General features: G+C 71.3%; 23 protein-coding genes. 10 read left to right on the plus strand and 13 right to left on the minus strand.

Annotated elements, in window-relative coordinates; genetic code table 11:
• Window position 1: 1 nt before the first annotated feature.
• Genes ACWEPL_RS04545 through ACWEPL_RS04555 form a run of 3 tightly spaced genes read right to left on the minus strand, consistent with a single transcriptional unit; the run spans window position 2 to window position 4,288 of the window.
• Entirely contained in the window at window positions 2-1,627 is a 1,626-nt protein-coding gene (locus tag ACWEPL_RS04545) for an ABC transporter substrate-binding protein (protein WP_452435207.1), read from the minus strand.
• Between the two features lie 23 nt (window positions 1,628-1,650).
• Window positions 1,651-3,225 (minus strand): hydantoinase/oxoprolinase N-terminal domain-containing protein, encoded by a 1,575-nt coding sequence (locus tag ACWEPL_RS04550; RefSeq protein ID WP_452435208.1) that lies wholly within the window; start codon window positions 3,223-3,225, stop codon window positions 1,651-1,653.
• On the minus strand, window positions 3,218-4,288 hold the full coding sequence (locus ACWEPL_RS04555) for a DUF917 domain-containing protein (RefSeq protein ID WP_397365692.1): 1,071 nt from the start codon (window positions 4,286-4,288) through the stop codon (window positions 3,218-3,220). The genes ACWEPL_RS04550 and ACWEPL_RS04555 overlap by 8 nt, the downstream gene beginning before the upstream one ends.
• A gap of 106 nt (window positions 4,289-4,394) precedes the next feature.
• On the opposite strand from ACWEPL_RS04555, the gene ACWEPL_RS04560 reads away from it, so the two are divergent.
• The 4 genes from ACWEPL_RS04560 to ACWEPL_RS04575 all read left to right on the plus strand — a co-directional run bounded on the left by ACWEPL_RS04560 (window position 4,395) and on the right by ACWEPL_RS04575 (window position 8,939).
• The gene (locus tag ACWEPL_RS04560) at window positions 4,395-4,829 is read left to right on the plus strand and encodes an RpiB/LacA/LacB family sugar-phosphate isomerase (RefSeq protein WP_452435209.1); all 435 of its coding nucleotides are present in this window, start codon (window positions 4,395-4,397) and stop codon (window positions 4,827-4,829) included.
• A gap of 15 nt (window positions 4,830-4,844) precedes the next feature.
• Complete coding sequence (locus ACWEPL_RS04565; protein ID WP_350728090.1) at window positions 4,845-5,069, plus strand: hypothetical protein; 225 nt, start codon at window positions 4,845-4,847, stop codon at window positions 5,067-5,069.
• 156 nt (window positions 5,070-5,225) lie between these two features.
• Window positions 5,226-6,389 carry an amidohydrolase gene (locus ACWEPL_RS04570; RefSeq protein WP_452435210.1) on the plus strand — a complete coding sequence of 388 codons (1,164 nt, stop codon included), beginning with the start codon at window positions 5,226-5,228 and terminating at the stop codon, window positions 6,387-6,389.
• Window positions 6,390-6,416: 27 nt separating this feature from the next.
• The gene (locus tag ACWEPL_RS04575) at window positions 6,417-8,939 is read left to right on the plus strand and encodes a Tex family protein (RefSeq protein ID WP_363981962.1); all 2,523 of its coding nucleotides are present in this window, start codon (window positions 6,417-6,419) and stop codon (window positions 8,937-8,939) included.
• Between the two features lie 249 nt (window positions 8,940-9,188).
• Here ACWEPL_RS04575 and ACWEPL_RS04580 read toward each other — a convergent pair whose 3' ends face one another.
• Window positions 9,189-10,394: an RNA-guided endonuclease InsQ/TnpB family protein gene (locus tag ACWEPL_RS04580; protein WP_452435211.1), complete on the minus strand. Its 1,206-nt coding sequence runs from the start codon at window positions 10,392-10,394 to the stop codon at window positions 9,189-9,191.
• A 181-nt stretch (window positions 10,395-10,575) separates the two neighbouring features.
• On the opposite strand from ACWEPL_RS04580, the gene ACWEPL_RS04585 reads away from it, so the two are divergent.
• Window positions 10,576-11,652: a hypothetical protein gene (locus tag ACWEPL_RS04585; protein WP_452435212.1), complete on the plus strand. Its 1,077-nt coding sequence runs from the start codon at window positions 10,576-10,578 to the stop codon at window positions 11,650-11,652.
• A gap of 241 nt (window positions 11,653-11,893) precedes the next feature.
• Here ACWEPL_RS04585 and ACWEPL_RS04590 read toward each other — a convergent pair whose 3' ends face one another.
• Window positions 11,894-12,478 (minus strand): TetR/AcrR family transcriptional regulator, encoded by a 585-nt coding sequence (locus ACWEPL_RS04590; RefSeq protein WP_363981954.1) that lies wholly within the window; start codon window positions 12,476-12,478, stop codon window positions 11,894-11,896.
• Between the two features lie 79 nt (window positions 12,479-12,557).
• Here ACWEPL_RS04590 and ACWEPL_RS04595 point away from each other — a divergent pair, with 79 nt between their 5' ends.
• The gene (locus tag ACWEPL_RS04595) at window positions 12,558-13,430 is read left to right on the plus strand and encodes an NmrA/HSCARG family protein (RefSeq protein WP_363981951.1); all 873 of its coding nucleotides are present in this window, start codon (window positions 12,558-12,560) and stop codon (window positions 13,428-13,430) included.
• Here the strand turns inward: ACWEPL_RS04595 and ACWEPL_RS04600 are convergent.
• Entirely contained in the window at window positions 13,423-14,118 is a 696-nt protein-coding gene (locus ACWEPL_RS04600; protein ID WP_350728096.1) for a TetR/AcrR family transcriptional regulator, read from the minus strand. The two genes, ACWEPL_RS04595 and ACWEPL_RS04600, sit on opposite strands and share 8 nt — an antisense overlap.
• 102 nt (window positions 14,119-14,220) lie before the next feature.
• Between ACWEPL_RS04600 and ACWEPL_RS04605 the strand changes: the two genes are divergently transcribed.
• Window positions 14,221-15,441: a saccharopine dehydrogenase family protein gene (locus ACWEPL_RS04605; protein WP_449970425.1), complete on the plus strand. Its 1,221-nt coding sequence runs from the start codon at window positions 14,221-14,223 to the stop codon at window positions 15,439-15,441.
• 48 nt (window positions 15,442-15,489) lie between these two features.
• Window positions 15,490-17,139 carry a dihydroxy-acid dehydratase gene (gene ilvD, locus ACWEPL_RS04610; RefSeq protein WP_350728098.1) on the plus strand — a complete coding sequence of 550 codons (1,650 nt, stop codon included), beginning with the start codon at window positions 15,490-15,492 and terminating at the stop codon, window positions 17,137-17,139.
• A 436-nt stretch (window positions 17,140-17,575) separates the two neighbouring features.
• Here the strand turns inward: ilvD and ACWEPL_RS04615 are convergent, their stop codons facing one another.
• The 5 genes from ACWEPL_RS04615 to ACWEPL_RS04635 form a co-directional block, all read right to left on the minus strand.
• Window positions 17,576-17,953, minus strand: a complete 378-nt coding sequence (locus ACWEPL_RS04615) for an STAS domain-containing protein (RefSeq protein ID WP_363981944.1) — start codon at window positions 17,951-17,953, stop codon at window positions 17,576-17,578.
• A gap of 41 nt (window positions 17,954-17,994) precedes the next feature.
• Window positions 17,995-18,972 carry a phosphotriesterase family protein gene (locus ACWEPL_RS04620; RefSeq protein ID WP_363981941.1) on the minus strand — a complete coding sequence of 326 codons (978 nt, stop codon included), beginning with the start codon at window positions 18,970-18,972 and terminating at the stop codon, window positions 17,995-17,997.
• Window positions 18,973-19,030: 58 nt separating this feature from the next.
• A complete protein-coding gene (locus tag ACWEPL_RS04625; protein WP_452435213.1) occupies window positions 19,031-20,443 on the minus strand; it encodes a methionine--tRNA ligase in 1,413 nt (470 codons plus the stop codon).
• 153 nt (window positions 20,444-20,596) lie between these two features.
• The gene (locus tag ACWEPL_RS04630) at window positions 20,597-21,850 is read right to left on the minus strand and encodes an APC family permease (protein WP_452435214.1); all 1,254 of its coding nucleotides are present in this window, start codon (window positions 21,848-21,850) and stop codon (window positions 20,597-20,599) included.
• Between the two features lie 87 nt (window positions 21,851-21,937).
• Window positions 21,938-22,429, minus strand: coding sequence for a universal stress protein (locus ACWEPL_RS04635; protein WP_452435215.1), 492 nt, complete (start codon window positions 22,427-22,429; stop codon window positions 21,938-21,940).
• Window positions 22,430-22,513: 84 nt separating this feature from the next.
• On the opposite strand from ACWEPL_RS04635, the gene ACWEPL_RS04640 reads away from it, so the two are divergent.
• The gene (locus tag ACWEPL_RS04640) at window positions 22,514-22,879 is read left to right on the plus strand and encodes a hypothetical protein (protein ID WP_363981929.1); all 366 of its coding nucleotides are present in this window, start codon (window positions 22,514-22,516) and stop codon (window positions 22,877-22,879) included.
• On the opposite strand, the gene ACWEPL_RS04645 is transcribed toward ACWEPL_RS04640, so the two are convergent.
• On the minus strand, window positions 22,840-23,469 hold the full coding sequence (locus ACWEPL_RS04645; RefSeq protein WP_355199451.1) for a DUF998 domain-containing protein: 630 nt from the start codon (window positions 23,467-23,469) through the stop codon (window positions 22,840-22,842). The genes ACWEPL_RS04640 and ACWEPL_RS04645 overlap by 40 nt on opposite strands.
• Window positions 23,470-23,683: 214 nt before the next feature.
• On the opposite strand from ACWEPL_RS04645, the gene ACWEPL_RS04650 reads away from it, so the two are divergent.
• The gene (locus tag ACWEPL_RS04650) at window positions 23,684-24,658 is read left to right on the plus strand and encodes an aldo/keto reductase (RefSeq protein WP_452435216.1); all 975 of its coding nucleotides are present in this window, start codon (window positions 23,684-23,686) and stop codon (window positions 24,656-24,658) included.
• 13 nt (window positions 24,659-24,671) lie between these two features.
• Here the strand turns inward: ACWEPL_RS04650 and ACWEPL_RS04655 are convergent, their stop codons facing one another.
• The gene (locus tag ACWEPL_RS04655) at window positions 24,672-25,604 is read right to left on the minus strand and encodes an anti-sigma factor RsbA family regulatory protein (protein ID WP_452435217.1); all 933 of its coding nucleotides are present in this window, start codon (window positions 25,602-25,604) and stop codon (window positions 24,672-24,674) included.
• Window positions 25,605-25,735: the final 131 nt, after the last annotated feature.

Genomic DNA, 25,735 nt, shown 5'->3' on the forward strand with positions numbered 1-25,735 from the left:
GTCAGCTTGCGCGCTTCTTGAGGTCGTAGAAGAAGACCACGTTCGGATAGGCGGGGTTGTCCACGTATCCCTCGACGTCGGACGTCAGCGCGCGCTGGTAGGTCTGCACGTACGGCACGGCCACCGCCGCCTGGACCTGGATGATCTTCTTCTGCAGGTCCTTGTACGCCTGGTCGGCCTTGAGCTGGTCAGTGGCCGTGAGCTGCGGCAGCGCGTCGATCTCCGTGTCGATGGCGGAGTCCTTCAGGTACGACAGGTTGAACTGCGGCTTGTCGGCGCTCTTGAACACGTTGACGTACCAGGAGTAGGCGTCCGGATAGTCCGGGTACCAGTACATGACGAAGATGTCCTGGCCCTGCTTCTTGCCCAGGTCCCACTGCGCGCTCCAGGTCATGGGCTTGGCCTGCAGCGTCACGTTCATGCCCTTCAGCGCCGAGCTGAGCAGCGTGACCAGCAGCTTCTGGTCGTCGTCGCCCTGCGCGTAGGTCATGGTGAGCTTGAGTTCGGGGTTGTCCGGGCCGTAGCCGGCCTCGGCGAGCAACGCCTGCGCCTTGGCGAGGTCCTGCTTGGGCTCCATGTCGTTGGCGTGGCCGAGCAGGCCCTGCGGCACCAGGCCGTTGGCCTTCTGGCCGGAGCCCTTCAGCGCCGCCACCAGGCCGTCGTAGTCGATCGCGTACTGCAGGGCCTGCCGGACCCTGACGTCCTTCGCGGGCCCGCTCGCGGTGTTGAACAGCACCAGCAGGTTCTGGAACGACGGCGAGGCGGAGGTCTGCACGTTCGGGGTCGTCCCGGCCTGCTGGAAGAGCTGCGGGTTCAGCCGCTGGACGAAATTGACCTCGCCCTTCTGCAGCAGCTGCCAGGCCGTGGTGATCTCGGGGGTGACGCGGTAGGCGACCTTCTTGTACTGCTCCGGCTTCCAGCCGCCCCAGTAGCCCTCGTACGCCTTCAGCGTGAGCTCGGTCTCCTTGCCCTTCTGCCAGGAGCCGATCGTGTACGGGCCGGTGCCGGCGTCCGACTTGCCGTCCTTGTCCACGGCGTTCACGTCGTAGATGTAGGCCGCGTAGCCGGAGGAGGCCACGAGGTCGAGCGGGGTGGCGTACTTGAGCGTGAACTTCAGCGTGGACGCGTCCACCGCGTCGATCGTCTTGACCGCGTCCCAGATGTAGGCGGCGCCGCCCTTCTTCTCGATCGTCCGCTCGATGGCCTTCTTGGCGGCCTCGGCGTCGAGCGCGGCGCCGGAGTGGAACTTGACGCCCTGCCGCAGCTTGAACGTCCACTCCTTGCCCTCGTTCGCCGAGGTCCACTCGGTGGCCAGGCGCGGCTCGGCCTTCTTCTCCTGGGAGTTGTACCTGGTCAGGCCCTCGTAGATGTTCTGCATGGCGACGATCTCGTTGGAGTACGAGGTCGCGGGGTCCCAGTCGGTGACCACGTCGAGGTTCGGCACGTACACGAACGTGCTGTCGTTGGCCTGCGCGGCCGGGGAGGCCGCCGGTTGGCTGCTGCCGCTGCTCTCGGCCGGCTTGGGGGTTCCGCCGGCCCCGCGCACCTGACCGCCCGCGCACGCGGATGCGGTCAAGGCCAGGACACCGGTGACCCCGGCGACGAGCAGACGCTTGTGCCAGCTCATGAAGGGGGGATCCTTTCGGTCTGTCACCGGGCGAGTGGTCCGGCTGCTTTGACGTGTACCCGCACGGCGGGCTCGGAGAGGTAGCTCAGCGGCACCTCGAGGAGGTCCACGATCTCTACGCCGGAGGGATCCGCCCCCGCCGCGACGGCTCGCGCCGCCGCCTCCTCTTTGGCCCTTTCGATCGCTTTTGACCGGCTATCTCCCGCAGGCAAGATCGTATCCACTCTGCCACTCGCGAGTGCGATGGCGGCGCCCACGGCGTTGGCCACTTCGGCGTGCTCGGGGCGGACGACCCGGCTCGCGCCGGGGATGGCGTCGGGCAGCAGGAAGGCCCCGCCACCCACCGCGACCAGGGGTCTGTCCGTTTTGCCGAGCGCCATCCGGTCCACCGCGTCGATGATCATCTCGTCCGCGATGGCCACCGCTCTTTGCAGGGTGTCTGCCATTCTTTCCGACATGTCACCCGAGTCGCGCGCCCGGACGGCGGCCTCGAGGCGCTCGCGCCAGCCGGACGCCTCGTCCGGGGTCCGGCCCGCCGCCACGGCCGCGTCGGTCATCGTCACCGTGGAGCCGCCGAACACGAGCGCCTCCTCGACGATCCGGTAACCCACCGAGTCGGGGCCGATGCCCGGATTGCGGACGACCGTGCCGCCGCCGAGCGCGATGGCCAGGATGTCGGGCATGCGGAAGTTGGTCAGCACCCCGCCGATCTCGACCGCCGCCGCCGACTCCCTCGGGAAGCCGCCCACCAGCACGCCGAGATCGGTGGAGGTGCCGCCGACGTCCACCACGATCGCGTCGGCGACCCCCGACAGGTACGCGGCGCCGCGCAGGGAGTTCGCCGGACCCGAGCCGATCGTGGAGACCGGCAGCCGGGCGGCGTGCTCCAGCGTCATGAGCGTGCCGTCGTTCTGCGCCAGGTACGGCTTCGCGCCCAGGCCCCGTTCGGCCAGCGCGGTGACCAGGGCCTCGGTCACGTGGGCGGCGACGCCGTACAGGGCGGCGTTGAGCACGGTGGCGTTCTCGCGCTCCAGCAGCCCGAGCGAGCCGATCTCGTGGCTCACCGAGACCGGCAGGCCGTACTCGGCCTTGATCAGCTCCTCGACGACGCGCTCGTGATCGCCGCTGGCCGGGCTGAACACGCCGGTGACCGCCACCGCGTCGGCCTCCAGGCCGTCCAGGAAGCGGCGTACGGCGTCGAGCCCCGGCGGGCCGATCTCGCGGCCGTCCACGTAGTGGCCGCCGGGCACGATCGCCTCCCCCGCCGAGACGGCCGCGCGCAGGTCGCCGGGCCAGCCGGACAGCGGCGGGACGGAGGTGGTGGCGGGCGCGCCGAGCCGCAGCACGGCGACGCGGCCGAGGTTGCGCCGCTCGAGGAGGGCGTTGGTCGCGTGCGTGGTGCCGAGCATGACCCGGCCGATCCGGTCCTGCTCATTCCCTAGCTCGGCGAGCACCGCGTCCAGGGCGGCCCGCAGCCCTTCCGTCACGTCGGGGGTGGTCGGCCGCTTGGCCTTGGCGATCACGCGGCCGTCGGCGTCGAGCACCACCGCGTCCGTGTTCGTGCCGCCGACGTCGATCCCCACCCGCAGGTCAGCCATGCGCCGTCAGCTCCTCGACGGGAACGTGGTCCAGGTCGTAACCGAACGCCCGCGGCCCGGCCGTCTCCAGACCCTTGGGGGTGCGCCAGAGCGGGTCGCACGGCCAGGCGAGCACCGTGACGCGCTGGCCGTACCTGAGCCCCTCGGTCTGGACGGCGGCGGCCGTCTCGGTGTCCACGACGGTGATGAGGTCGGGCACGATGGCCCGCACCCGGCCGTCCTCCAGGGCGACCAGGTTCTCGTTCTGCAACTCCAGGGTGAGGCGGCGGCCCCGGTCCTCGCCGGTGCCCTCGATCGTGGCCGTCCCCCGGACGAACCCGCCCGTGGTGCGCCGCTCCACGTCCGTCAGCTTGCCGGTGATCAGCCGGGCGGCGCCCAGACTCCCCTGGAGCGCGCCGAGCGGGTCCGCCGCGCCTTCCGTGGCCCTGCCGATCTCGATGGCGCGGGTCACCGTGCCCTCGATGACCGCGCCTCTGGCCCGTACGGTGGTGAGCACGTAGTCGGCCATCAGCGCGGACGAGCCCGCGGCCACGCAGACCGCCCTGGCCAGCCGTTCCGACCAGAGGCCGTCGACCGGGCGGATGGTCACCACGTTGCCGACGATGTCAGACATGATCACCAGGTCGGCCGGGAGCCCCGCCACGTACATCGACACCATCTGGACCTCGGGGAACGCCCGCCCCATGCCGTCGGCGTCGAGCAGTGGCAGGCCGAGCCGGGCGGCCCAGGCGACGGGCGCGACCCCGTTGGAGCCGCCGATCTCGGAGGACATGATCGCGCTCGGGGGACGGCCGAAGAGGCGTTCGATCTCCTCGGCGATGCGCTTGGGCTCGTCCGCGCTGTGGATCATCTCGTGGCTCACGGTCGGAGCCCCGATGCCCGACAGCGGCACGATCAACGCGTCGTCGTCCAGGTCGTCCAGGCCGATCAGCGGGACCTCGCCGTACTCGCGGACGGCCCCGATCGCCGCCAGCGATCCGGTACGCACGTCACCACCGCCCCCGGTGCCCAGGACGGCACACCCGCGGGCGAGCGCCGGAATATCGCTCTCGTCAATATTCATATGGCGACACAACCAAGCACACTTCATCTCATTTAGCCAGTCCAGGGCATGTGCTGGCGCCTGGGCCGCGGCCCTTGATACATCTGAGGTCGGAACGGGAGGGCACATGCGGATTTCGGTGGCCGCCGACAGCAAGGACGGGGTGGCCGAACGGGTCGTGTCGGAGCTGCGCAGGCGGGGACACGAGGTGGTCACCCACGGCGCGCTCAGCGAGGAGGAGCGCGACGACTGGGCATGGGCCTCCGAGCTGGCCGCCCGCGACGTGCGCGAGGGGCGGGCCGACCAGGCGGTGGTCTGCTGCTGGACCGGCACGGGCGCCTCGATCGCGGCGAACAAGGTGCCCGGGATCCGCGCGGCGCTGTGCGTGGACGCCTACACGGCCGACGGGGCCAGGAAGTGGAACGACGCCAACGTGCTGGCGCTCAGCCTGCGGCTCACGTCCGAGGTGGTGCTCGACGAGATCCTCGACGCCTGGCTGGCGGGGCGGGCCAGCGCCGAGTCCGCCGACGTGGCGAACATCTCCCACCTGGACGAGATCTGACTAATCTGTATAGGCATGCCGAACTTACACTGTACGCACTGCGGTGAGGAGGGGCTCGAGGCCGGGTTCATCCGAGACTCGGGCGAGAACTCTCCGGGCTTCGCCAGATGGGTCGAGGGCGCGCTGGAGCGCGGGATCTTCGGCGGCGCCAAGCTGATGGGCCGGCCGAAGTGGGAGATCGACGCCTACCGCTGCCGATACTGCTACCACGTGGAGCTTTTCGCGGCCCGCCGCGACTGAGCGCGACCTTCCGTGACTGGCCATTACTTGACGCGACCGGTCGCGGCCGAGAAACGGCAAGATCTTTCGCGCGGCGCCACCCGTGAACGTGACCAGTCTCGGCCGATCCCGGCCGGGAGGCGGAAATCGTCGGCACCGCCGTTTAGGGTGCTTGCCATGACCGACGTGCTGCTCCGCGGCGGGCACCCCTGGGGGCGCGACGCCCCCGCCGACATCCTCGTCCGTGACGGCCGGATCCACCTCGTCGCCCCGGGCGTCGAGGCGCCGGACGCCCGGATCGTCGACATCACCGGGCAACTCGTGCTGCCCGGCCTCGTCGAGGCGCACTGTCACCTCGACAAGACCCTCTACGGCGGCCCGTGGGTGCCCCACTCGGCCGACGACACGCTGGCCGGGCGCATCGGAAACGACCTCGGCCGCCGCGCGGAGCTGGGCGTGCCGAGCGCCGAGCGGATCGCCGCGCTGTTGGCGCGCATGAGCGCGGCGGGCACGTCCCACGTCCGCACCCACACCGACATCGACCCCCAGGTGGGGCTGCGGGGCGTGGAGGCCGTGCTCGAGGCGGCCGCCTCCGCCCCCGTCGACGTTCGCCAGGTGGCCTTCCCCCAGCACGGCGTGCTGATCAACCCCGGCACCGCCGAGCTGCTCGAAGAGGCGCTGAAGAGCGGCGTGGAGGCGGTCGGCGGCCTCGACCCTGCGGGCATCGACCGCGACCCCGTACGCCACCTCGACCTGGTCTTCGGCCTGGCCGAGCGCTACGGCGCCCACCTCGACCTCCATCTGCACGACGGCGGGTCGCTCGGCGGGTGGGAGCTCGAGCTCATCACCGAGCGCACCAGGGCGCTGGGGCTGGGCGGCCGGGTGACGGTCAGCCACGCGTACGCGCTCGGCCAGCTCGACGACGCCTACCAGGACCGCCTGGTCCAGGGGTTCGCCGAGGCGGGCGTCGCCATCGCGACCGCGGCCGTCTACAGCTTCCCCGTGCCGCCGATCAAGAAGCTGCGGGCCGCGGGCGTCACCGTCGCCTGCGGCCACGACGGCATCCGCGACCTGTGGGGGCCCTACGGCAGCGGCGACATGCTGGAGCGGGCGATGCACGTCGCCTACCGCAGCACGTTCCGCAGGGACGAGGACATCGAGCTGGCGCTGGAGGCCGCCACCTACGGCGGCGCCCGCGCGCTCGGGCTGGAGTCGTACGGCCTGTCCCCGGGCGACCGGGCCGACCTGGTCGTGGTGCCGTGCGGGGGCGCGGCGGAGGCCGTGGTCGTTCACCCTGCGCGCACTCTGGTCATGAAAGACGGCGTCGTCCTGCACAATTGACCGGCGGGACCATCGAAAGGCAGGCAAGTGCTCTCTATTCACCAGCGGATCGCGGCAGAGCTGGGCGTACGCGACGGCCAGGTGCAGGCGGCCGTCGAGCTGCTCGACGGCGGCGCCACCGTGCCGTTCATCGCGCGATACCGAAAAGAGGTCACCGGCACCCTCGACGACGCGCAGCTGCGCACGCTCGAAGAGCGCCTGCGCTACCTGCGCGAGCTGGAGGAGCGGCGGGCGGCGATCCTTGAGTCGATCGAGTCTCAGGGCAAGCTCGACGACGAGCTGCGCGAGCAGATCATGGCGGCCGAGACCAAGGCCCGGCTCGAGGACATCTATCTGCCGTACAAACCCAAGCGGCGCACCAAGGCGCAGATCGCCCGCGAACTCGGCCTGGAGCCACTGGCCGACCAGCTGCTCGGCGACCCGACGCTCGACCCCGCCGCCACGGCCGAGGGCTTCGTCACCGAGGGCGTGGCCGACGCGGGCGCGGCGTTGGAGGGGGCCAGGGCGATCCTGATCGAGCGGTTCGCCGAGGACGCCGACCTGATCGGCGGCCTGCGCGAGCAGCTCTGGAGCCGCGGGCAGCTCGTGTCGAAGGTCCGCGAGGGCAAGGAGGAGGCGGGGGCCAAGTTCTCCGACTACTTCGAGTTCGGCGAGCCGTTCACGAAGCTGCCCTCGCACCGGATCCTGGCGATGTTCAGGGGCGAGAAGGAGGAGGTGCTGTCGGTCGCGCTGGAGCCGGACGACAGCCCCGAATACGAGATGCGCATCGCCTCCCGGTTCGGTGTCTCCGACCAGGGGCGGCCGGCCGACAAGTGGCTGGGCGAGACCGTGCGCTGGGCCTGGCGCACCCGCATCCTCGTGCACCTCGGCATCGACCTGCGGATGCGGCTGTGGCAGGCGGCCGAGGACGAGGCGGTGCGGGTCTTCGCGGCCAACCTGCGCGACCTGCTGCTCGCCGCCCCCGCCGGGAGCCGGGCGACCATGGGCCTCGACCCCGGTCTGCGTACGGGGGTCAAGGTCGCCGTGGTCGACGCCACGGGCAAGGTCGTCGAGACCGCGACCATCTACCCCCACGAGCCCAAGCGGCAGTGGGACCAGTCGCTGGCCGTCCTGGGCGCGCTCGCGCAGCGCCACGGGGTCGAGCTGATCGCCATCGGCAACGGCACCGCCTCCCGCGAGACGGACAAGCTGGCCGGTGACCTGGTCAAGCACATGCCGTCGATCACCAAGATCGTCGTCTCCGAGGCCGGGGCCTCGGTCTACTCGGCCTCGCCGTACGCGTCGCAGGAGCTGCCCGAGCTCGACGTGTCCCTGCGCGGCGCGGTCTCGATCGCCCGCCGGCTCCAGGACCCGCTGGCCGAGCTGGTCAAGATCGACCCCAAGTCCATCGGCGTCGGCCAATATCAGCACGACCTGGCGGAGTCCAAGCTCTCCCGCTCGCTCGACGCGGTGGTCGAAGACTGCGTCAACGCCGTCGGGGTCGACGTCAACACCGCCTCGGCGCCCCTGCTCACGCGCGTGTCCGGCATCGGCTCCACGCTGGCCGAGAGCATCGTCCGCCACCGCGACTCCAACGGCCCCTTCCGTACGCGCGCCGCGCTCAAGCAGGTGCCCCGGCTCGGGCCCAAGGCGTTCGAGCAGTGCGCGGGCTTCCTGCGCATCCGCGAGGGCGACGACCCGCTCGACGTGTCGAGCGTGCATCCGGAGGCCTACCCGGTGGTCCGCCGGATCCTCACCTCGGCCAAGACCGACCTCAAGTCGCTGATCGGCAACACCGCGGCCCTGCGCTCGATGAAGCCCGAGACCTTCACCGACGAGACGTTCGGCCTGCCGACGGTCACCGACATCCTGCGCGAGCTGGAGAAGCCCGGCCGCGACCCGCGTCCCGCCTTCAAGACCGCCGTCTTCAAGGAGGGCGTCGAGAAGCTCTCCGACCTGTCCTCGGGCATGATCCTGGAGGGCGTGGTCACCAACGTCGCCGCCTTCGGCGCCTTCGTGGACATCGGCGTCCACCAGGACGGCCTGGTCCATGTCTCGGCCATGTCGCGAAACTTCGTCAAGGACCCGCGTGACGTGGCCAAGCCCGGCGACATCGTCCGCGTCAAGGTCCTCGACGTCGACATCCCCCGCAAGCGCATCTCCCTGACCCTGCGCCTGGACGACGAGACCCCCGCCCAGTCCCCGGGCGACGGCTCCCGCCGAGGCGGCGGCCGCGGAGAGGGCAACCGCGGCGACGGGGGTCGCGGCGAAGGCGGCCGCAGAGACGGCGCACGCGGTGACGGTGCACGTGGCGACGGTGCACGCGGTGACGGCGGGCGCGGCGACGGGAAGGGCAACGGCGGCCAGCGCGACCGCACCCAGGGCCGCGGCGACGACCAGCGCGGCCGGGGAGACGGCGGTCGTGGGGACGGTGGCCGTCGCGGCGGAGGCGGCGGGGGCGACCAGCGCGGTCGCGGAGACGGCCAGCGCGGCGGCCAGCGCCGCCAGGACCGCCCGGCCCCCTCCGGCGCCATGGCCGAAGCCCTCCGCAAGGCAGGCCTCACCGACTAACCCACCACCAACCCACCGGCCCCTCCCGCGGAACCAGCCGCGCGAGGGGCCACGGCGTACCACCCCAGCGAGGACGACGGCCCTCCCTCCGGCGCAGTTGGCACGCCGCCACACGCGCACCCCACCCCTGGTCGCCCCAGACCACTCGGCGAAGACGCCCCGCACCCGCGGGCGATCCTCCACACGCGGGACAGCCGAACAACCCGGGGCCGGGGGGCGATACGGTTGAAGGTTGACTTCCTCCTCCGCCTAAGGGCAGAGGGTTCCAGCCCTCACGGGCTGGGCTTCCTGCTTCACAGCCGACCGCACCCGGGAGTACCCGGAATGTCTCACATCAGCTCCACAGGCAGACACGGCAAGACCTGCCGCCAGAATGTTCTTGGCCGCGTTGATGTCCCGGTCGTGCCGGGTGCGGCAGCCCGGACAAGTCCAGTGCCGGGTGGACAGGCTCAGCTCAGCGAGCAGGTGCCCACAGCGGGAGCATGTCTTGGACGAGGGATACCAGCGATCTATCACGATCAGGCGGCGACCATACTTGGCTGCCTTGTACTCCAGCATGCGACGGAAGGAGCCCCATCCGCAGTCGGAGATCGCTTTGGCCAGGCTGCGGTTGCGGACCATGCCACGCACGTTGAGGTCCTCGATGACGATAGTGTCGGCCTGGCGGACCATTCGGATGCTGACCCGGTGCAGGAAGTCCTGTCGGGCGTCCCGCATCTTGCGGTGGGCGCGGGCGACCTTGGCCTTGGCCTTGGCCCGGTTGTTGCTCCCACGTTCCTTGCGGGCCATGCGCCGCTGGTAGCGGGCCAGGTTGCGCGCCTTGCGGTCCAGCAGGCGCGGGTTGGCGACACGGTCCCCATTGGAGGTCACCGCGAAATCCTTGACACCCAGGTCAACGCCGATCATCCGCCCGGCCAGCGGGAGTTGCTCGCCGTCGTTGCCTTCGGTGTCGACAGCGATGGAGACATACCAGCGGCCGTCGGGGTCTCGGGAGACGGTCACGGTGGTCGGGTTCAGTGTGGCCGGGTCCACGTCGGGCCACGACCAGACGAACTCCAGCGGGCCGTCCAGCTTGCCCAGGTGCAGACGCCCGTCACGCCAGCGGAAAGCCGACCGCGTGTAGGCTGCGGCCTGCTTGCCGTGCCGGGACTTGAAGCGCGGGTAACGGGCACGTCCGGCGAAGAAATTCATAAACGCTGTGTACTGGTGCCTGAGCGTCTGCTGGAGCGGCACCGACGACACCTCGTACAGGAAGTCGTGTTCGCCGTCACGTTTGAGCTGGGTCAGGTATCGGTCTGTTTCGGCGTAGGAGGTCTTCCGGCCTTCGGTGTGGTAGCGGGCGTGCCGCCAGGCCAGGACCGTGTTCCAAATCAGACGTACGCATCCAAACGTGCGGTTGAGCCCCGCGACCTGTTCGGGGGTAGGGTAGGCCCGCATTTTGTACGCCGTACGCACGTTCGAATCCTACCGAAATCCAAGAAGATCCATAAGCATTTTGGAAAGGAGTGGCTATGTACGCTTTGCGCTTGAGACCAGCGCGGCCACGTCGGCGTTATGCCGGCGGGGGTCTGGTTCCATCTGGCCCTAAAGGACCGGCCCTCCTACAGAGGTTTAAGTGAACACGACAGTGTTTACCATGGCGATTACCCAAGCACGTGACCTGCTCCGGTGGTGCTCGCCGCTGAGGACCGAGCTGTGGGCGGCGCGGCTCGCCGCCGATCTCGAGCCGGACCAGGTGGAGCCCTTCCTGCGGCAACTGTCCGAGGACGGCGGGACGGAGGCGCGGCTCGCGCTCGCGGCCCTGGCGGCGGTCGACCCGGCCGCCGAGGCACGCCCAGCATCCGACGCACAGCTCGCGTCCGATGCAGGACCCGTGTCCAGCGAAGGTCTCGCGTCCGATGTGAGCCCGGAGTTCGGAGCAGGTGCTCGGGGTGGGGCGGGGTCTCAGGACCAGGCGGCGGCGAGCGTGTACGTCAGGGCCGCTGACGGCGTCCTGGAGACGCTGCCCGGGTGGGTGCGGCGGATGGGGCGGGTGGCGTGTGAGGGCGGCTGGTACGGCAAGGCGGACCCGTACGGTGAGCAGGCCCTCGCGGCCCTGTCGTTCCGGTACGAGAACGGCAAGGAGCCGCACCTCCTCGTCGTCGCCATCGACCAGGTGAACGGCGGTCTGGCGGTGGACGCGGTGGTCGAGGAGGTGAAGTTCCTCGACGACCTGGGCCTGCGGGCCGAGGAGCCGGGGGCGGTCGCTGGGCGGGTGCTGGACGCGTTCGAGCTGGGCGACCGGATCATGGGGGCGCTGGTCGCCGACACGCTGCCCGCCGTGCGGCCGGTCGCGCTCTCCAGGGCCCGCGCGGTGCCCGATCTCGTACGTCCGGCGCCCGACGACACCGTGAGCCGGTTCCGCGAGCTGCCGGACCTGCCCGGGGCGCGGGAGGCGTTCGAGAAGCTTGCCGAGTTCGTGGGCGATCGTCCTCTGTGGTGGAGCCCGGCGCGGGTCACCCAGTTCCTGACGTCCTGGTTGCCCAGGGAGGCCATCCTGTCGGAGGCGGGAATCGCGGCGATGCCGGAGGTGGTGCGGGCCTGGAGCCGCTTCTGCGGAGCGCATCCCGCGGTGCTCGCCCAGGTCGAGGCGGACGCGCCGCGGCTGCCCGCCCTCATGGCCGACGAGTCCTTGGCGAGCCTCGGCAAGCGCATCGCCAAGAACCGCCTCTGACGCCGGCGTCCCGATACCCTCAGAGGTTCGCCGACGTTCCGGTGTCCCCCGGAGGTACGCCGGCGTTCCGGTGCCTCCCAGGAGACATCCCGGCGTTCAGGTGCCTCCCAGGAGGTATGCGGGCGTTCCGGTGTTCCCCGGCGGTGCGCCAGCCTTCCGGTACCCCCCAGAGGCAGGCCGGCGTCCCGGTACGCCCACGAGTGCGCCGCCATATCCGGATGCGGCCGCCGGCGGCCCCCCGCTACGGCCGCGCTGAGGGTCGTAGTCCGTCGATGGCGAAGGCCAGCAGCCGTTCCCCCTGCTCGGGCGTCGTCTGCTCGCCCGCCCACGCAAGCGCGTTGATCAAGGTGTAGAAGTCCGAGGCGGTCGCGTCGGGGCGCACGGCGCCGGCCGCCTGCGCGCGTTCGAGCAGCCGTTCGCCGGCGGTCAGCACGGACTGGCAGGCGGCGTGCAGCTCCGAGGTCTCGTCCTCGATGCTGCGCATGAGCGAGGTGGCCAGCCCCCGATACATCGCCGCATGCGCGATCCCCGCGCGCGCCCAGGTGATCAGCGCCTCGTGGGCGTCCGGGTGGTCGAGGAGGTCGCGGGCCCGGCCGGCCAGGGCCTCCATGCGGTCGCGCATCAGGGCCTCGAGCAGCGCCTGCCGGGTGGGGAAGTGGCTGTAGAGCGTGCCGTTCGCCACCCCCGCGCGCCGCGCGACGTCCTCCAGCGAGGACTCCACCCCGTGCTCGGCGAACGCCGCCGCCGCTTCGGCGAGCAGCCGTTCGTAGTTGCGGCGCGCGTCGGCGCGCATCCGGCGCCGGGGCGCTGGGCCGGTGGTCGTCATGGACACTCCCAGGTTGCTTAACTTGAGACTATCTCAATATATTTCTTGAGACAGTCTCATCTTACCGTTAGGAGCCCTGGTGAACCTCGTCGACAAGCCCGTCCTGGTGACCGGCGCCACCGGACGCCAAGGCGGCGCCACCGCCGTCCAACTGCTCGCCTCCGGCTGGCCGGTCCGCGCCCTCGTCCGCGACCCGGACGCGCCGGCGGCCCAGGCGCTGAAGGCGAAGGGCGCCGAGCTACGCGTTGGAGACCTCGACGACACCGGCTCGCTCGCGGAAGCGGCGGCCGGCGCGTACGGCGTCTTCGGCGTCACGCCCGACGACGACGACCTCGACCGGGAGATCCGCCGCGGCCGCGCCCTCGTCGACGCCGCCGCCGCGGCCGGAACCTCCCACTTCGTGTTCACCTCGGTCGGCGGCGCCGACCGAGGTGCCGGACTGCCCTACTGGGACAGCAAGTGGCAGATCGAGCAGCACATACGCGCGTCCGGCCTGCCCGCGACGATCCTGCGGCCGGTCCGGTTCATGGAGAACCACACCATTCCCGGCCTGCCCGTCGGCGGGATCGCAGGCGGCGAGCTCAGGCATCTCTTCGGCCCGGACACGCCGGTGCAGCTCATCGCCGCCGCCGACATCGGCGTCTTCGCCCGCCTCGCCTTCTCCCACCCGCGGGACTACCTCGGGCAGGCGATCGAGATCGCCGGGGACGAGCTGACCCCCAGGCGGACGGTGGAGCTGATCAGCCGGAGCCTCGGGCGCGAGATCACCTACCGGCAGCTGCCCATCGGCTCTCTCGGGCTCGGTCCGGACGCCGAGAGCGCCTTCGCGGACGAGCGCGGACTGTGGCGCGCCGACATCGCGGCGTTGCGCGAACGCCACCCCGGTCTCCTGGACTTCCGCACCTGGCTCCGGGACGGCGGCACCGAGCAGATCCGGGCCCTGCTCACCTGAGCTGCGCGGACGCGCTCGACAGGAGCATGTCGAGGGCCGTGGGGTAGGCGCTGTCGTTCATCTCGGCCACCAGCAGCGGCGCCGTCGCGGCGATGTTCGGGTGCGTACGGGCGGGCAGCCGCGCGTACGTGGCCTGCCACACCTCCTCGTCCGCCTCCCGCGCCGCCTTGGGCAGGGCCAGCGTGGCGGCGTCGAGGATGGCGAAGGCCAGGCTCTGGTCGATGAACGCGTGATAGATCCGCACCGCGTCCCCGTCCGCGAACCCGGCACCGCGCAGGATGCCGATGATGGTCTCGTCCCCGGCCACCTCGTTCGGCCGGCCGGTGACCCGGCTGGCGGTCAGCACCGCGGCCTGCGGGTGCGCCAGGTACGCGTGATGGATGCGCAGGCCCAGCTCGCGCAGGTCGGCGCGCCAGTCGCCGGTAGGCCGCCAGTCGGCCATCGCCGTGCCGAACAGCTCGTCCGCGATCGCCAGCACCAGGTCGTCCATGCCGCGGAAATAGCGGTAGACCGTGCTGGCGTCCGCGCCCAGCGCCAGACCCAGGCGGCGGGCGGACAGCCCCGCCGCCCCGTGCTCGCGGAGCATGCGGAGCGAGGTCTCCACGATGAGCTGATGGGTGAGGACCTGCCCGTGTTTGGTGGGGCGGCGCCGCCTGCGCGCCGCCTCCGGCACCACTCGCTTGGCCACGAGTACGGCCTCCTTATGCCAACGCCATTGACGTTGACGAGCCTACCCAAGTTAAATTCTCGACACACCCCCCAAAACAGCATTAAAAGGGGACTTATCGTCATGCGTATCCTTCTCGTTGGAGCCGGCGGCGTGGGAACCGCCATCACCCGGATCGCCGCCCGCCGCCCTTTTCTCGACCACATGGTGGTCGCCGACTACGATCTCCCCCGCGCCAAGGCCGCCGTCGCCGCGCTGGGCGAGCAGGCGGACCGGTTCACCCCTGTCAAGATCGACGCGGCCGACCGGGCCGCGGTCACCGCGCTGCTGAAAGAGCACCGGTGCGACGTCCTCCTGAACGCGACCGACCCCCGATTCGTGTTGCCGCTGTTCGACGCGGCCCTCGCGGCCGACGCCGACTACCTCGACATGGCCATGTCGATGTCCAGGCCGCACCCCGACCGCCCGTACGAGGAGGTGGGGGTCAAGCTGGGCGACGACCAGTTCGCCCGCGCCGCCGAGTGGGCCGCGCAGGGCCGGCTGGCGCTGGTCGGCATGGGCGTGGAGCCCGGCCTGGCCGACGTGTTCGCCCGCTACGCCGCCGACGAGCTCTTCGACGAGATCGAGGAGATCGGCATCAGGGACGGCGCCAACCTGACCGTCGACGGCTACGAGTTCGCCCCGTCGTTCAGCATCTGGACCACCATCGAGGAGTGCCTCAACCCGCCGGTCATCTACGAGAAGGACCGCGGCTGGTACACCACCGAGCCGTTCAGCGAGCCCGAGATCTTCGACTTCCCCGACGGGATCGGCCCCGTGGAGTGCGTCAACGTCGAGCACGAGGAGGTCATGCTGGTCCCCCGGTGGATCCCGGCGCAGCGGGTCACCTTCAAGTACGGGCTCGGCGAGGACTTCATCGGCAAGCTCAAGACCCTGCACGCGCTCGGCGTGGACCGCACCGAGCCGGTCGCGGTCCGGACCGACGACGGCACCGCCAGGGTGTCGCCGCGCGACGTGGTGGCCGCCGTGCTGCCCGACCCGGCGGGCCTCGGCGACCGCATGCGCGGCAAGACCTGCGCCGGGACCTGGGTGAAGGGCGTCAAGGACGGGCGGCCCCGCGAGGTGTACCTCTACCACGTGGTGGACAACCAGTGGTCGATGCGCGAGTACGGCTCCCAGGCCGTGGTCTGGCAGACCGCCGTGAACCCGGTCGTGGCCCTGGAACTGATGGCGAACGGGGTCTGGAAGGGCACGGGCGTGCTGGGGCCCGAGGCGTTCGAGCCGGGCCCGTTCCTGGACCTCCTGGTGGAGTACGGGTCACCCTGGCGCATGCGCGAACAGTGAGCGCGAGATCATGGAGGCGTAACGACCCGCACGACGAAGGACAGCGCCTTGAGCATCGCCGACGACCCCGACCGCGCACCGGCCCGCTCCCACTTGTACGCCATGGGCTGGTCGGAGGAGGACATGCGCCGCCCGGTGGTCGGCATCGCCTCCACCTGGACCGGCACGATGCCGTGCAACCTCACCCACCGCGAGCTGGCCGCCCACGTGGCCGAGGGGGTGCGCGCGGCGGGCGGCACGCCGATGGAGTTCAACACGATCGCGGTCTCCGACAACCTCACGATGCACACCCCCGGGATGCGCACGTCGCTGGTCAGCCGCGAGGTCATCGCCGACTCGATCGAGCTCATGGGCCGCGCGCACGGCTTCGACGCGCTGGTGGTCATCGTGGGCTGCGACAAGACCGTGCCGGCCGGGATCATGGCGCTCGCCCGCCTGGACGTGCCCGCCGTCGTCCTCTACAGCGGCACGATGATGCCCGGCAGGTGGCGCGGACGCGACGTCACGATCCAGGACATGTGGGAGGCCCTCGGCGAGCGCGCCGTCGGCCGCCTCGACCAGGCGGAGCTGGACGACCTGGCCAAGCACGCCTGCCCGGGCGCCGGCACCTGCGCCGCCCAGTACACCGCCAACACCATGGGCAGCGTCGCCGACTTCCTCGGCCTGGCGCCGTTCGGGGTGGGTGACATCCCGGCGGTGGCCGAGGAGAAGAACGCCGCGGCCCGGCGGGTCGGCGAGATCGCCATGGAGGCGCTGGCCCGCGACGCCCGCCCCTCGCGGGTGCTGACCGCGGACGCCCTGCACAACGCGATCGTCTCGGTCGCCGCCATGGGCGGCTCCACCAACGCCGTCCTGCACCTGCTGGCCATCGCCCGCGAGGCGGGGCTGCCGCTGCGCATCGACGAGATCGGCGAGGTCTGCCGCCGGGTCCCGATCATCACGGGGCTCAAGCCGAGCGGCGGCGACCACACGGCCCTGGACCTGTGGCGGGCCGGCGGCACCTCGCTGGTGGTGCGCCGCCTGCTGGAGGCCGGGCTGCTGCGCGAGAACGCCACGCTGGTGGACGGCCGCACGCTGGCGGAGGTCGCGGCCGACGCCGAGGAGACGCCGGGGCAGGAGGTGGTGGCGAGCGTGGCCGAGCCGTTCAAGCCGCGTGGCGCGCTGGCCATCCTGCGGGGCTCGCTCGCGCCCGACGGCTGCGTGCTCAAGCTGGGCGGCAAGGACGACTTCCGCCACGAGGGCCCGGCCAAGGTGTTCGACTCGGAGCACGACTGCTACGTCGCCATCCAGGAGGGTCACATCGTGCCGGGCGACGTCATCGTCCTGCGTTACGAGGGCCCCGCGGGCGGTCCCGGCATGCAGGAGATGCTCTCGATCACGGGTCCGCTCGTCGGCCGCGGCCTCGGCGCCTCGGTGGCGCTGGTCACCGACGGGCGCTTCAGCGGGGTCTCGCACGGGCGCGTCGTCGGGCACGTGGCGCCGGAGGCGTACCACGGCGGGCCGATCGCGCTGGTGCGCGACGGTGACACGGTGGTCATCGACAGCGCGGCGGGGGCGATCGAGCTGGTGGTGCCGGAGGAGGAGCTGGCGCTGCGCCGCGCCTCGTGGAAGCGGCCCGAGAGAGAGGTCGAGCGGGGGGTGCTGACCAAGTACATGGCGACAGTGGCCTCCGCCTCGGACGGCGCCGTCACGGCCTGATCCGGGTCGAGCAGGCGGCGCGGGCCGCTATGCTGCGCAGTGACGTACTCGAGTCGCTGTTAGGAGATTTGCGCGATGTACAAGGAGTTCGCTGTCGAGGCCGTGATGTGGCTCGTTCCGGTCGCGGTGCTGATCGGGGTGGCACTCCTCGTCACCGCGTGAGCCAGGGGCTCAGCCGGGGGTCGGCTTGGCCCCTGGCGGCCGCTCAGCGGTAGTACCTGTACGAGACGTACGTGTTGGCGTAGCGGTTGAAGCTGCTGAAGCCGTCCAGCCAGTTGTTGTAAGCCTGAGACAGGGACCGCGTCCGCACGGTGCTCTCTGCACCGGCCGAAGTAGACCTTGGTGCGGATGAGCTGGCGGGTGCCGCCATGAGTGTGGCGGCGGTAAAGAAGATCCGATACGAAACGGTTATCCGTTCTCCCATGAGGCCAGCGGGCTACGCGGTGAAGCTCCCGGGCTCGTTGAGCTCGGCGATGGCCAGCTCGGCCGTGGTGCGGATGTCGAAGAACTTGTCGAGCGCGGTGATCGCGAACAGGTGCTTGCACCGGCCGTTCAGCCCTGCCAGCAGCAGCCGGCCGCCCGAGGCGGTGACGGCCTTGTGCAGGTAGACCAGCACGGACAGGCCGGAGGAGTCACAGACGCTGACCGCCTGCATGTCGATGACGAGCATCGGGGGCTGGGTGAGATCGAGGGCCTTGGTGACACGATCACGGACCTCGGCGGCAGACCCGAAGTCGAAGTCCCCCGTCAGTCGCGCGATGACACAGGGTCCCTGGAGCCCGAGGCTTATCGACAAGGCCTGCTCCGAAGTCACCCAGCTCCACCTACCTGCATTGCTCGCCCGATCCACCTACTTTACGAGAAGTAGCGCTTCGGGTTGAACACCAGCATCTGCTCAATCTGGTCGTCGGTCACACCCGAGTCCAGCAGTGCGGCCAAGACGTCGTCGTGGATGTGATCGTAGCGCCAGTTCGGCGCGAGCGTTGAGCGGGCCTCGTCCCAGGCGCCGCCGAAGTAGTCCATGAAGCACGCCGTGTCGTGGCTGAGGACCATGCGATCGGCATATCCGCGCCCGCACAGCTGCGCGACCGTGGCCACCCGCTGCGCGGTCGGGTTGTACGGATCCAGCCCGAACCGGTCCATCCCCAGCGTCGCGCCCGTGTCGGCCAGGCGCATGAGGTAGTCGAGGTCGTTGCTGTCGCCCGCGTGCCCGACGACCACCTTCGCCAGGTCGACGCCCTCCTTGGCGAACAGGTCGAGCGCGATCAGCCCGCTCTGCGTGAAGGAGTTCGTGTGGATGGTGATCGGCGCGCCGGTGCGCAGATGCGCCTGCGCGACGGCCCGGCAGATGCGCTCGACGCCGGGCGTCAGGCCCTTCTGCTCGACCACGCACTTGAGGAACGCCGCCTTCACACCGGTGTCGGCGATGCCCTCGGTGAGGTCGCGGACGAAGTCGTCGATCATCGGGTCCGGCATGTCGATGAACAGGCCGGGGCCGCGGTGCTCGTACTGGTGGGGCAGCTCCTCGAAGGAGTAGATGCCGGTGGCGACCACGATGTTCAGGCCGGGCACCTGCTCGGCGACGCGCTGGATGCGCGGGATGTAGCGGCCGAGGCCCCACACCGTCGGGTCGACGATCGTCCGCACGCCCTTCGCGGCCACCGCGTTCAGCTTGGCGACCGCGTCCGCCACCCGGGCCTCCTCGTCCCACCAGGCACCTCTGCCGTAGTTGTCGAGGTGCTCGGTGGCGAGGACGAACACGTGCTCGTGCATGAGCGTCTGCCCGAGCTCCTCGACGTCTACGGGGCCGCGAATGGTGGGGACGGTGGCCATGGGCGCCTCCATACCGGCTGGTCGGTGTGCGCCACCGTAGGCTCCCTCCGGGACTCCGTCAACCAGCCACTCCGGCCGTGGCGAGGCGGCGGAACAGCGGCTCGGGCCGGGGCAGCCGCTCGCCGGCGACCGCAGCCGCCACCCGAGCCGCCGCCGTCGGCAGGAAGGGCTCCAGCTGTACGGCCAGCGTCCGGCAGGCGTGCACCAGCGTCCCCAGCGCGGCCTCCTGCCCGGCCCGGGGCTGCCGCCACGGTTGAGTCCGCTCGACGTACCTGTTGGCCTCCTCGACGAGCGCCCAGACGGCCGTCGCCGCCCGCCGGAAATCGAATGCCTCCAGCGCCTCGTCCACCGGCACCGCGGCCAGCTCCTCCCCTGCCGGGGGCACGTGGCCGTCCAGGAAGCGGTGGACCATGGTGACGACCCGGTTGACCAGGTTCCCCAGGCCGTTGGCCAGGTCCTCGTCCGCCCGGGCGACCAGCCGTTCCTCGGTGAAGTCGGCGTCGCCCACGCGCGGCACCTCGCGCAGCAGCCACCACCGCACGGCATCGACCCCGTACGCGTCCACGAGCGCCACCGGATCGGCCGCGCCGCCCGACGACTTGCTGATCTTGCGGCCGCCCACCGTGAGGTAGTCGTGCACGAAGATCTCCGTGGGCAGCGGCTCGCCCGCGGAGAGAAGCATCGCCGGCCAGTACACGGCGTGGAACCGGATCACGCCCTTGCCCATCAGGTGCACCTTGCGCCGCTCGGAGACCCACCAGCGGTCGTAGTCGTCCCCTTCGAGGGCGGTGACGTAGTTGGCCAGCGCGTCCCACCACACGTACACCACCTGGTCCGGGTCGCCGGGCACGGGGATCCCCCACCCGCGGGCGCGGGCGGCGGAGCGCGAGACGCTGATGTCGTCCAGCCCGGCCTCGATGAACGCCAGCACCTCGTTCCGCCGCGCGACCGGCTCGATCCCGAGCCGCCCGCCGCGGATGAGCTCGCTCAGGGCGTCCTGGTAGCGGGAGAGCCGGAAGAACCAGTTGTGCTCGGAGACGCGCTGCAGCGGCGCCTCGTGCCCGTCGGGACAGGGGCCTTCCGGGTAGAACTGCTCGCAGCCCACGCAGTAGAGCCCCTCGTAGTGCCGCTGGTAGAGGTCGTGCCCGGTCGCCTCCCAGATCCGCTCGACCCCGGCCCGGTGCCCGGGGTGGACGCTCGTCCGGATGAACGAGTCGAACGACAGGTCCAGCGGCCCCCGCAGCCCTTCGAACGCGGCCGCGTTCCGGTCCACCAGCTCCCGCACCGGCACGCCCGCCGCCTCGGCTGCCAGCACGTTCTTCAGCGAGTTGTCGTCGGTCCCGGTCTGGAACCGCACCGGCTCGCCGCGCCGCCGGTGGTGCCTGGCCAGCACGTCGGCCTGCACGAGCTCCAGGGCGTGCCCGAGGTGGGGACGGGCGTTGACGTACGGGATGGTCGTCGTGAGATACATCAGGTGCCTCCAAGGGGCCCCGAACACGACGAGAGGCCCCGGCTCGCAGGGCCTCGACAAGACGTCGCCGACGAAACCCCCTAAGGGGCCATCATCTTCGGCGAGATCGTCATGCCGCCCATGCTAACGACCTGCACCCGCCCCGGCCACCCGTTAACGCCCGGCGCGGTGGCGGACCAGCCAGACGGCCAGGCCGACCGCGAAGACCGCCAGGCCCGCCAGCACCGACGCCGGCGGGAGCGTGGCGGCCAGCAGCACGCACAGGCCCAGCCCCAGCCCGGCGACCGGCCGGGGCGGCGCGCCTTCCGCGCGGTCGAGCGTGAGCGCGCACGCGTTGGCGATGCCGTAGTAGACCAGCACGCCGAACGACGAGAACCCGATCGCCCCCCGCAGGTCGGCGACCAGCAGCAGCACGATCACCGCGGCCCCGACGGCCAGCTCGGCCCGGCGCGGCACCTGCCGCGCCGGATCCACCACGGCCAGCGCGCCGGGCAGGTCGCGCTCGCGCGCCATGGCCAGGACCGTGCGCGAGACGCCCAGCAGCAGCGCCATCAGCGCGCCCAGCGCCGCCACCGCGGCCCCGGCGCCCACCACCGGCACCAGCCATGGGGCCCCGGCCGCCCTGACGACGCCGGCCAGCGGCGCCGGGGACCTGGCCAGCAGCTCCGGCCCGAGCGCGCGCAGCGCGGCCACCGCGACCAGCGCGTAGACGACGAACGTGACGCCCAGCGCGATGCCGACCGCCCGCGGGATGGTGCGGGCCGGGTCGCGCACCTCCTCGCCGAGGGTGGCGATCCGGGCATAACCGGCGAACGCGAAGAACAGCAGCCCGGCCGCCTGCAACACACCCCAGACGTCGACCTGTGACCCGGGCAGGGGCTCGTAGGCGAACCAGCCGAACGTGACCGTGTCGTCGCCGAGCAGCCCCGTGACCACCACCGCGGCGAGCACGGCCAGCACGAACACGACGATCACCCGGGCCACCCCGGCCGAGCGCTGCACGCCGTACAGGCTGACCGCCGTCAGCGCGGCGACCGCGCCGACGGCCAGCGGCCTGGCCAGCGCGGGGGCGACGTAGGCGCCGAACGTGAGCGCCATCGCCGCGCACGAGGCCGTCTTGCCGACCGTGAAGCCCCAGCCCGCCAGGTAGCCCCAGAGCGGGCCGAGCCGCCGCCTGCCGTAGACGTAGGTGCCGCCGGACTCGGGGTAGAGCGCGGCCAGGCGGGCCGAGGAGGTGGCGTTGCAGTACGCCACGACGCCGGCCAGCACGAGGGCCACCGGCAGCCAGGCGCCCGCCGCGGCCGCCGCGGGCGCGAAGGCCGCGAACACGCCCGCGCCGATCATCGCGCTCAGCCCCACCACGACCGCGTCGGTGGTGCCGAGCCGCCGCGACAGCTCCTCCGGCACGTGCCCGCCCCCTCTCCCGCCTCAGGAGGCTCCCACTCTGCCGCATCGCACCGACAACCCGGCCGACGGCGGGGTGAACGCCCGCTGTCAGGTCTCCGCGTCGTCAGTGGCGTCGTCGGTGGCCTCGTCGGTGGCGGGGGCGGGCACGACCAGCACCGGCCGGCCCGCGTTGTGCAGCACCCGGTCGGACGTGCTGCCGAGCAGCAGCGAACGCACCCCGCCGAAGCCCCGCGTCCCCGTCACGACGAGCCTGGCGTCGATCTCGTCGGCCACGTCCACGATCGTCGACCACACCGCCACCGAGTCCGCATCGCACCGAGGGGTCGCGTCCAGGCCGGCCTTGCGGGCGAGGTCCGCGCCGTGCTCGGCGAGCTCCCGCATCGCCACCTCGATCGCCGCGTCCTCCGTGCCCAACTGGTCGATCGCCATCATGAGCCCGGCGGAGGCCCTGGCCGAGGCCATCGCCGCCCGCTCCCACACCGTCAGCACGACGGCGGACTCCCCCTTCAGGAGCTCGCCCGCGAAGGCGATCGCGGCCTTGGCGTCGTCGGAACCGTCATACGCAATCAAAATCGTCATCTCAGCACTCCCACATCGTGATCGGGCCCGTACCTCTATCCCGGGCAAGCCGTTTCACGCCTACGTCAGGGGTAGCCGCCTCATATGACCGTTACGCGATTCCACGACCTGCCCCTCGCCGAGCGCGACCGCGAGTGGGACGCCGCCGCGGCGGACAAGCGGGTGCGCAAGTGGGCGGACGCCGAGGACAAGCCGAACGCGAAATACCGCGAGGCCTTCATCTGGTACGACGCCGACAACGCCGACGAGTTCGGGGCGTACAAGCTGCCGATCGCCGACGTCGTGAACGGGGAGCTGAAGGCGGTGCCCCGGGCCGTGTTCGCCGCGGCCGCGGTCATAGAGGGCGCCAGGGGCGGGGTCGATCTGCCGAAGAAGGACATCGAACCCGTCAAGGAGCACCTGGCGCGCTACTACGCCAAGCTGGGCGAGGAGCCGCCCTGGGAGCGCTGAGCCAGCGGCTTGAGCATCGACAGCCCGGCCAGCGCCAGCACGCCGATTTCGGTGACGACCACGGCCCGCTGGGTCAGCCCGGCCGGGATCTCGTCGTTGGTCAACGGGATGCCGAACATCCGCACCACGTACGGGACCACGACCAGCAGCAGGGCTCCGAGCGCCACCCCGCTGAGGATCCGCACCGCCCTGGCGTACCGGATCCTGGCCTTGGCCAGCAGCATCCCCGCCGCGGGCATCACCAGGAACGCGGCGAAGGCGGCGTAGCGGTGGATGCCACCCGACAACGACAGCGGCACTCCCGGCCGGTCGGTGGGAAAGGCGCCGATCAGGAACATGCTCGCCCCCCACGCCAGCAGCAGCGCGACGACCCAGCGGCTCATCCCGGCGCGGCGCATCGCCTCGGCGATCAACGCGGAGCCCACCGCGAACAACGTCAGCGAGGCGGGCAGCAACCAGCCGGACGCCTGGAAGGCGTACTCGCTGATGACGCTGTGCAACGGGTCGAGGTCGGATTCCGCGTGGAGGGTGAGCATGGCGCCGCTTCCGGTGCCGATGGCCGCGAATCCGCTGACAAGCAATGCCTTCATGCCTCAAAGCTCGTGGAAAGCGGCCTCGCGGAATATCGGAGATCGACCCTGAAGTGACCTGAACGATCCCTTAATACCTCGGTCGGAAACGACCCTGAGAACACCCGGCCACCTGCGCAGACGTGACCCTGAGTAGGGACTCCCCCCTCAGGGTGGGTCCCGGGCGCCTGACCCGGTTTGACCTGGAACGCACTCCAGGGGTGAACCTGGAAACATGAAGAAGCGCACTCTCGGGAACCGCGGGCCTCAGGTCTCGGCGCTGGGCCTCGGCTGCATGGGCATGTCCGACTTCTACGGGCCGGGCGACGAGAAGGAGTCGATCGCCGTCATCCACCGCGCACTCGACCTGGGCATGAATTTTCTGGACACGGCCGACACGTACGGGCTCGGGGCCAACGAGGAGCTCGTCGGCCGGGCCGTCAGGGACCGGCGGGACGAGGTGGTGCTGGCCACCAAGTTCGGCGTCAAGCGCGGCGGCGGCACCCGCTCCGTCGAGAACAGCCCGGAGTACATCAGGGCCGCCTGCGACGCCTCGCTCCGGCGCCTCGGCGTGGACCACATCGACCTGTACTACATGCACCGCCGCAACAGGAACGTCCCCGTCGAGGAGTCGGTCGGCGCGATGGCCGAGCTGGTCGAGCAGGGCAAGGTAGGCCATCTCGGGCTGTCGGAGGTGAGCGCGGGCACCCTGCGCAGGGCCTCGGCCGTCCACCCGATCGCGGCCCTGCAGAGCGAGTACTCGCTGTTCACCCGGGGGCTGGAGGCGGAGATCCTGCCCACGGCCAGGGAACTGGGCGTGGCGCTGGTGGCGTACTCGCCGATCAGCCGCGGCTTCCTGTCCGGCGCGCTGCCGCCCGTGGAGGAGCTGTCCGAGGACGACGTCCGCCGGTGGATGCCGCGCCTCGCGGGCGAGAACGCCGAGCGCAACGCCGGGCTGGTCGCGGAGGTACGGAAGATCGCCGACGCCGCCGGGATCACCGCCGCGCAGCTCGCGCTGGCCTGGGTGCTGGCCCAGGGGGACGACGTCGTGCCGATCCCGGGGACGAAGCGGCTGACGTACCTGGAGGAGAACGCGGCGGCGGCCGACATCACGCTGACCGCCGACCAGCTCGCCGCCCTGGCCCGCGCCGTCCCGGCGGACGCCGTCGCCGGCACCCGTTATCCGGATATGTCGGAGATCGAGGGGTAGTGGCCGGCCGGGCTCAGGCGACGGGGCCGGGCGCGTCGAAGTAGACGCGGATGGCGGTCGCCCCCGGGCGGGTGTGCACGCGTACGAGGTCGCTCAGGAGGTTGACGATCAGCAGGCCGCGAGACCCCGCGTGGCGCGGGTCGACCGGGCGGCGGCCCACCAGCGGGTCGGTGATGTGCCCGGCGTCGCTGACCTCGCACACCAGCCGCCCGTCCTCGGCCCAGGCCCGGATCGTGCCCGAGCCGCCGCCGTGGTCGAGGCTGTTGGCGCCCAGCTCGGCCACCGTCAGCTGGATGTCGTCGAGCCGGTCGCCGGAGAATCCCATCTCCGCCGCCCGCCGCGCGGCCAGGCCGCGGGCCGCCGACAGGCTGGTGCGATCGAAGCGCAGCGAGACGAAGTCGGCGGGCTCGTCGAGCGGCCGGTTGTGCGCGGACACCACCAGCTCGGGCGCGTATTCGGCGCTGGCCCACTCCCCCGAGAGGTCGCACAGCACGGGGTGGGTGCGCTCCGCCTCCTGGAGGACCTCGGGAGCGAGCCGGTCGGCGTCGTACGGGCACAGGATCGTGACCCGCCGCCCCGCGAACGACAGGTTGATCAGCGCCTCGTGCTGCGCGGCGGCCCCGTATTCCGTCCTGGTGCGCCCCGGCCAGATCGGCTCTCCGATGATCCGCACGTGCCCGCCGGTATGCCGGTCGGCGAAGTCGCGCAGCACGGCGGGGATGATCCGCCCCGGATTGCGCCCGGCCTCCTGCATGTCGAGCAGGTGCACGGCCTTGGCGTCGTCGCCGAGCTCGGCCTCGATCAGGGCCAGATTGCGGGCCGGCACCGCGATCGCGACAGGCTCGTCCAGGGCCAGCCCCGCGCGGACGAATGCGCTGGTGGCAGCCACATATTCCCGGTCGCCCCGATAGAGGAGCGCCGGGTGCGTGAACGGTTCCGCCAACATCAGCATTCACGCTACCCAAGGAAGATGACTTCACAGCAATCCGGTGGGTAGGTAATTGGCGTGAAGCGAATCCGGGTCGTTCGCCGCCCCCGCCTCGTCCGGGGGCCGCTCCCCCTTGATCTCCGCACCCC

This window comes from Nonomuraea sp. NPDC004186 (genome assembly GCF_053603495.1).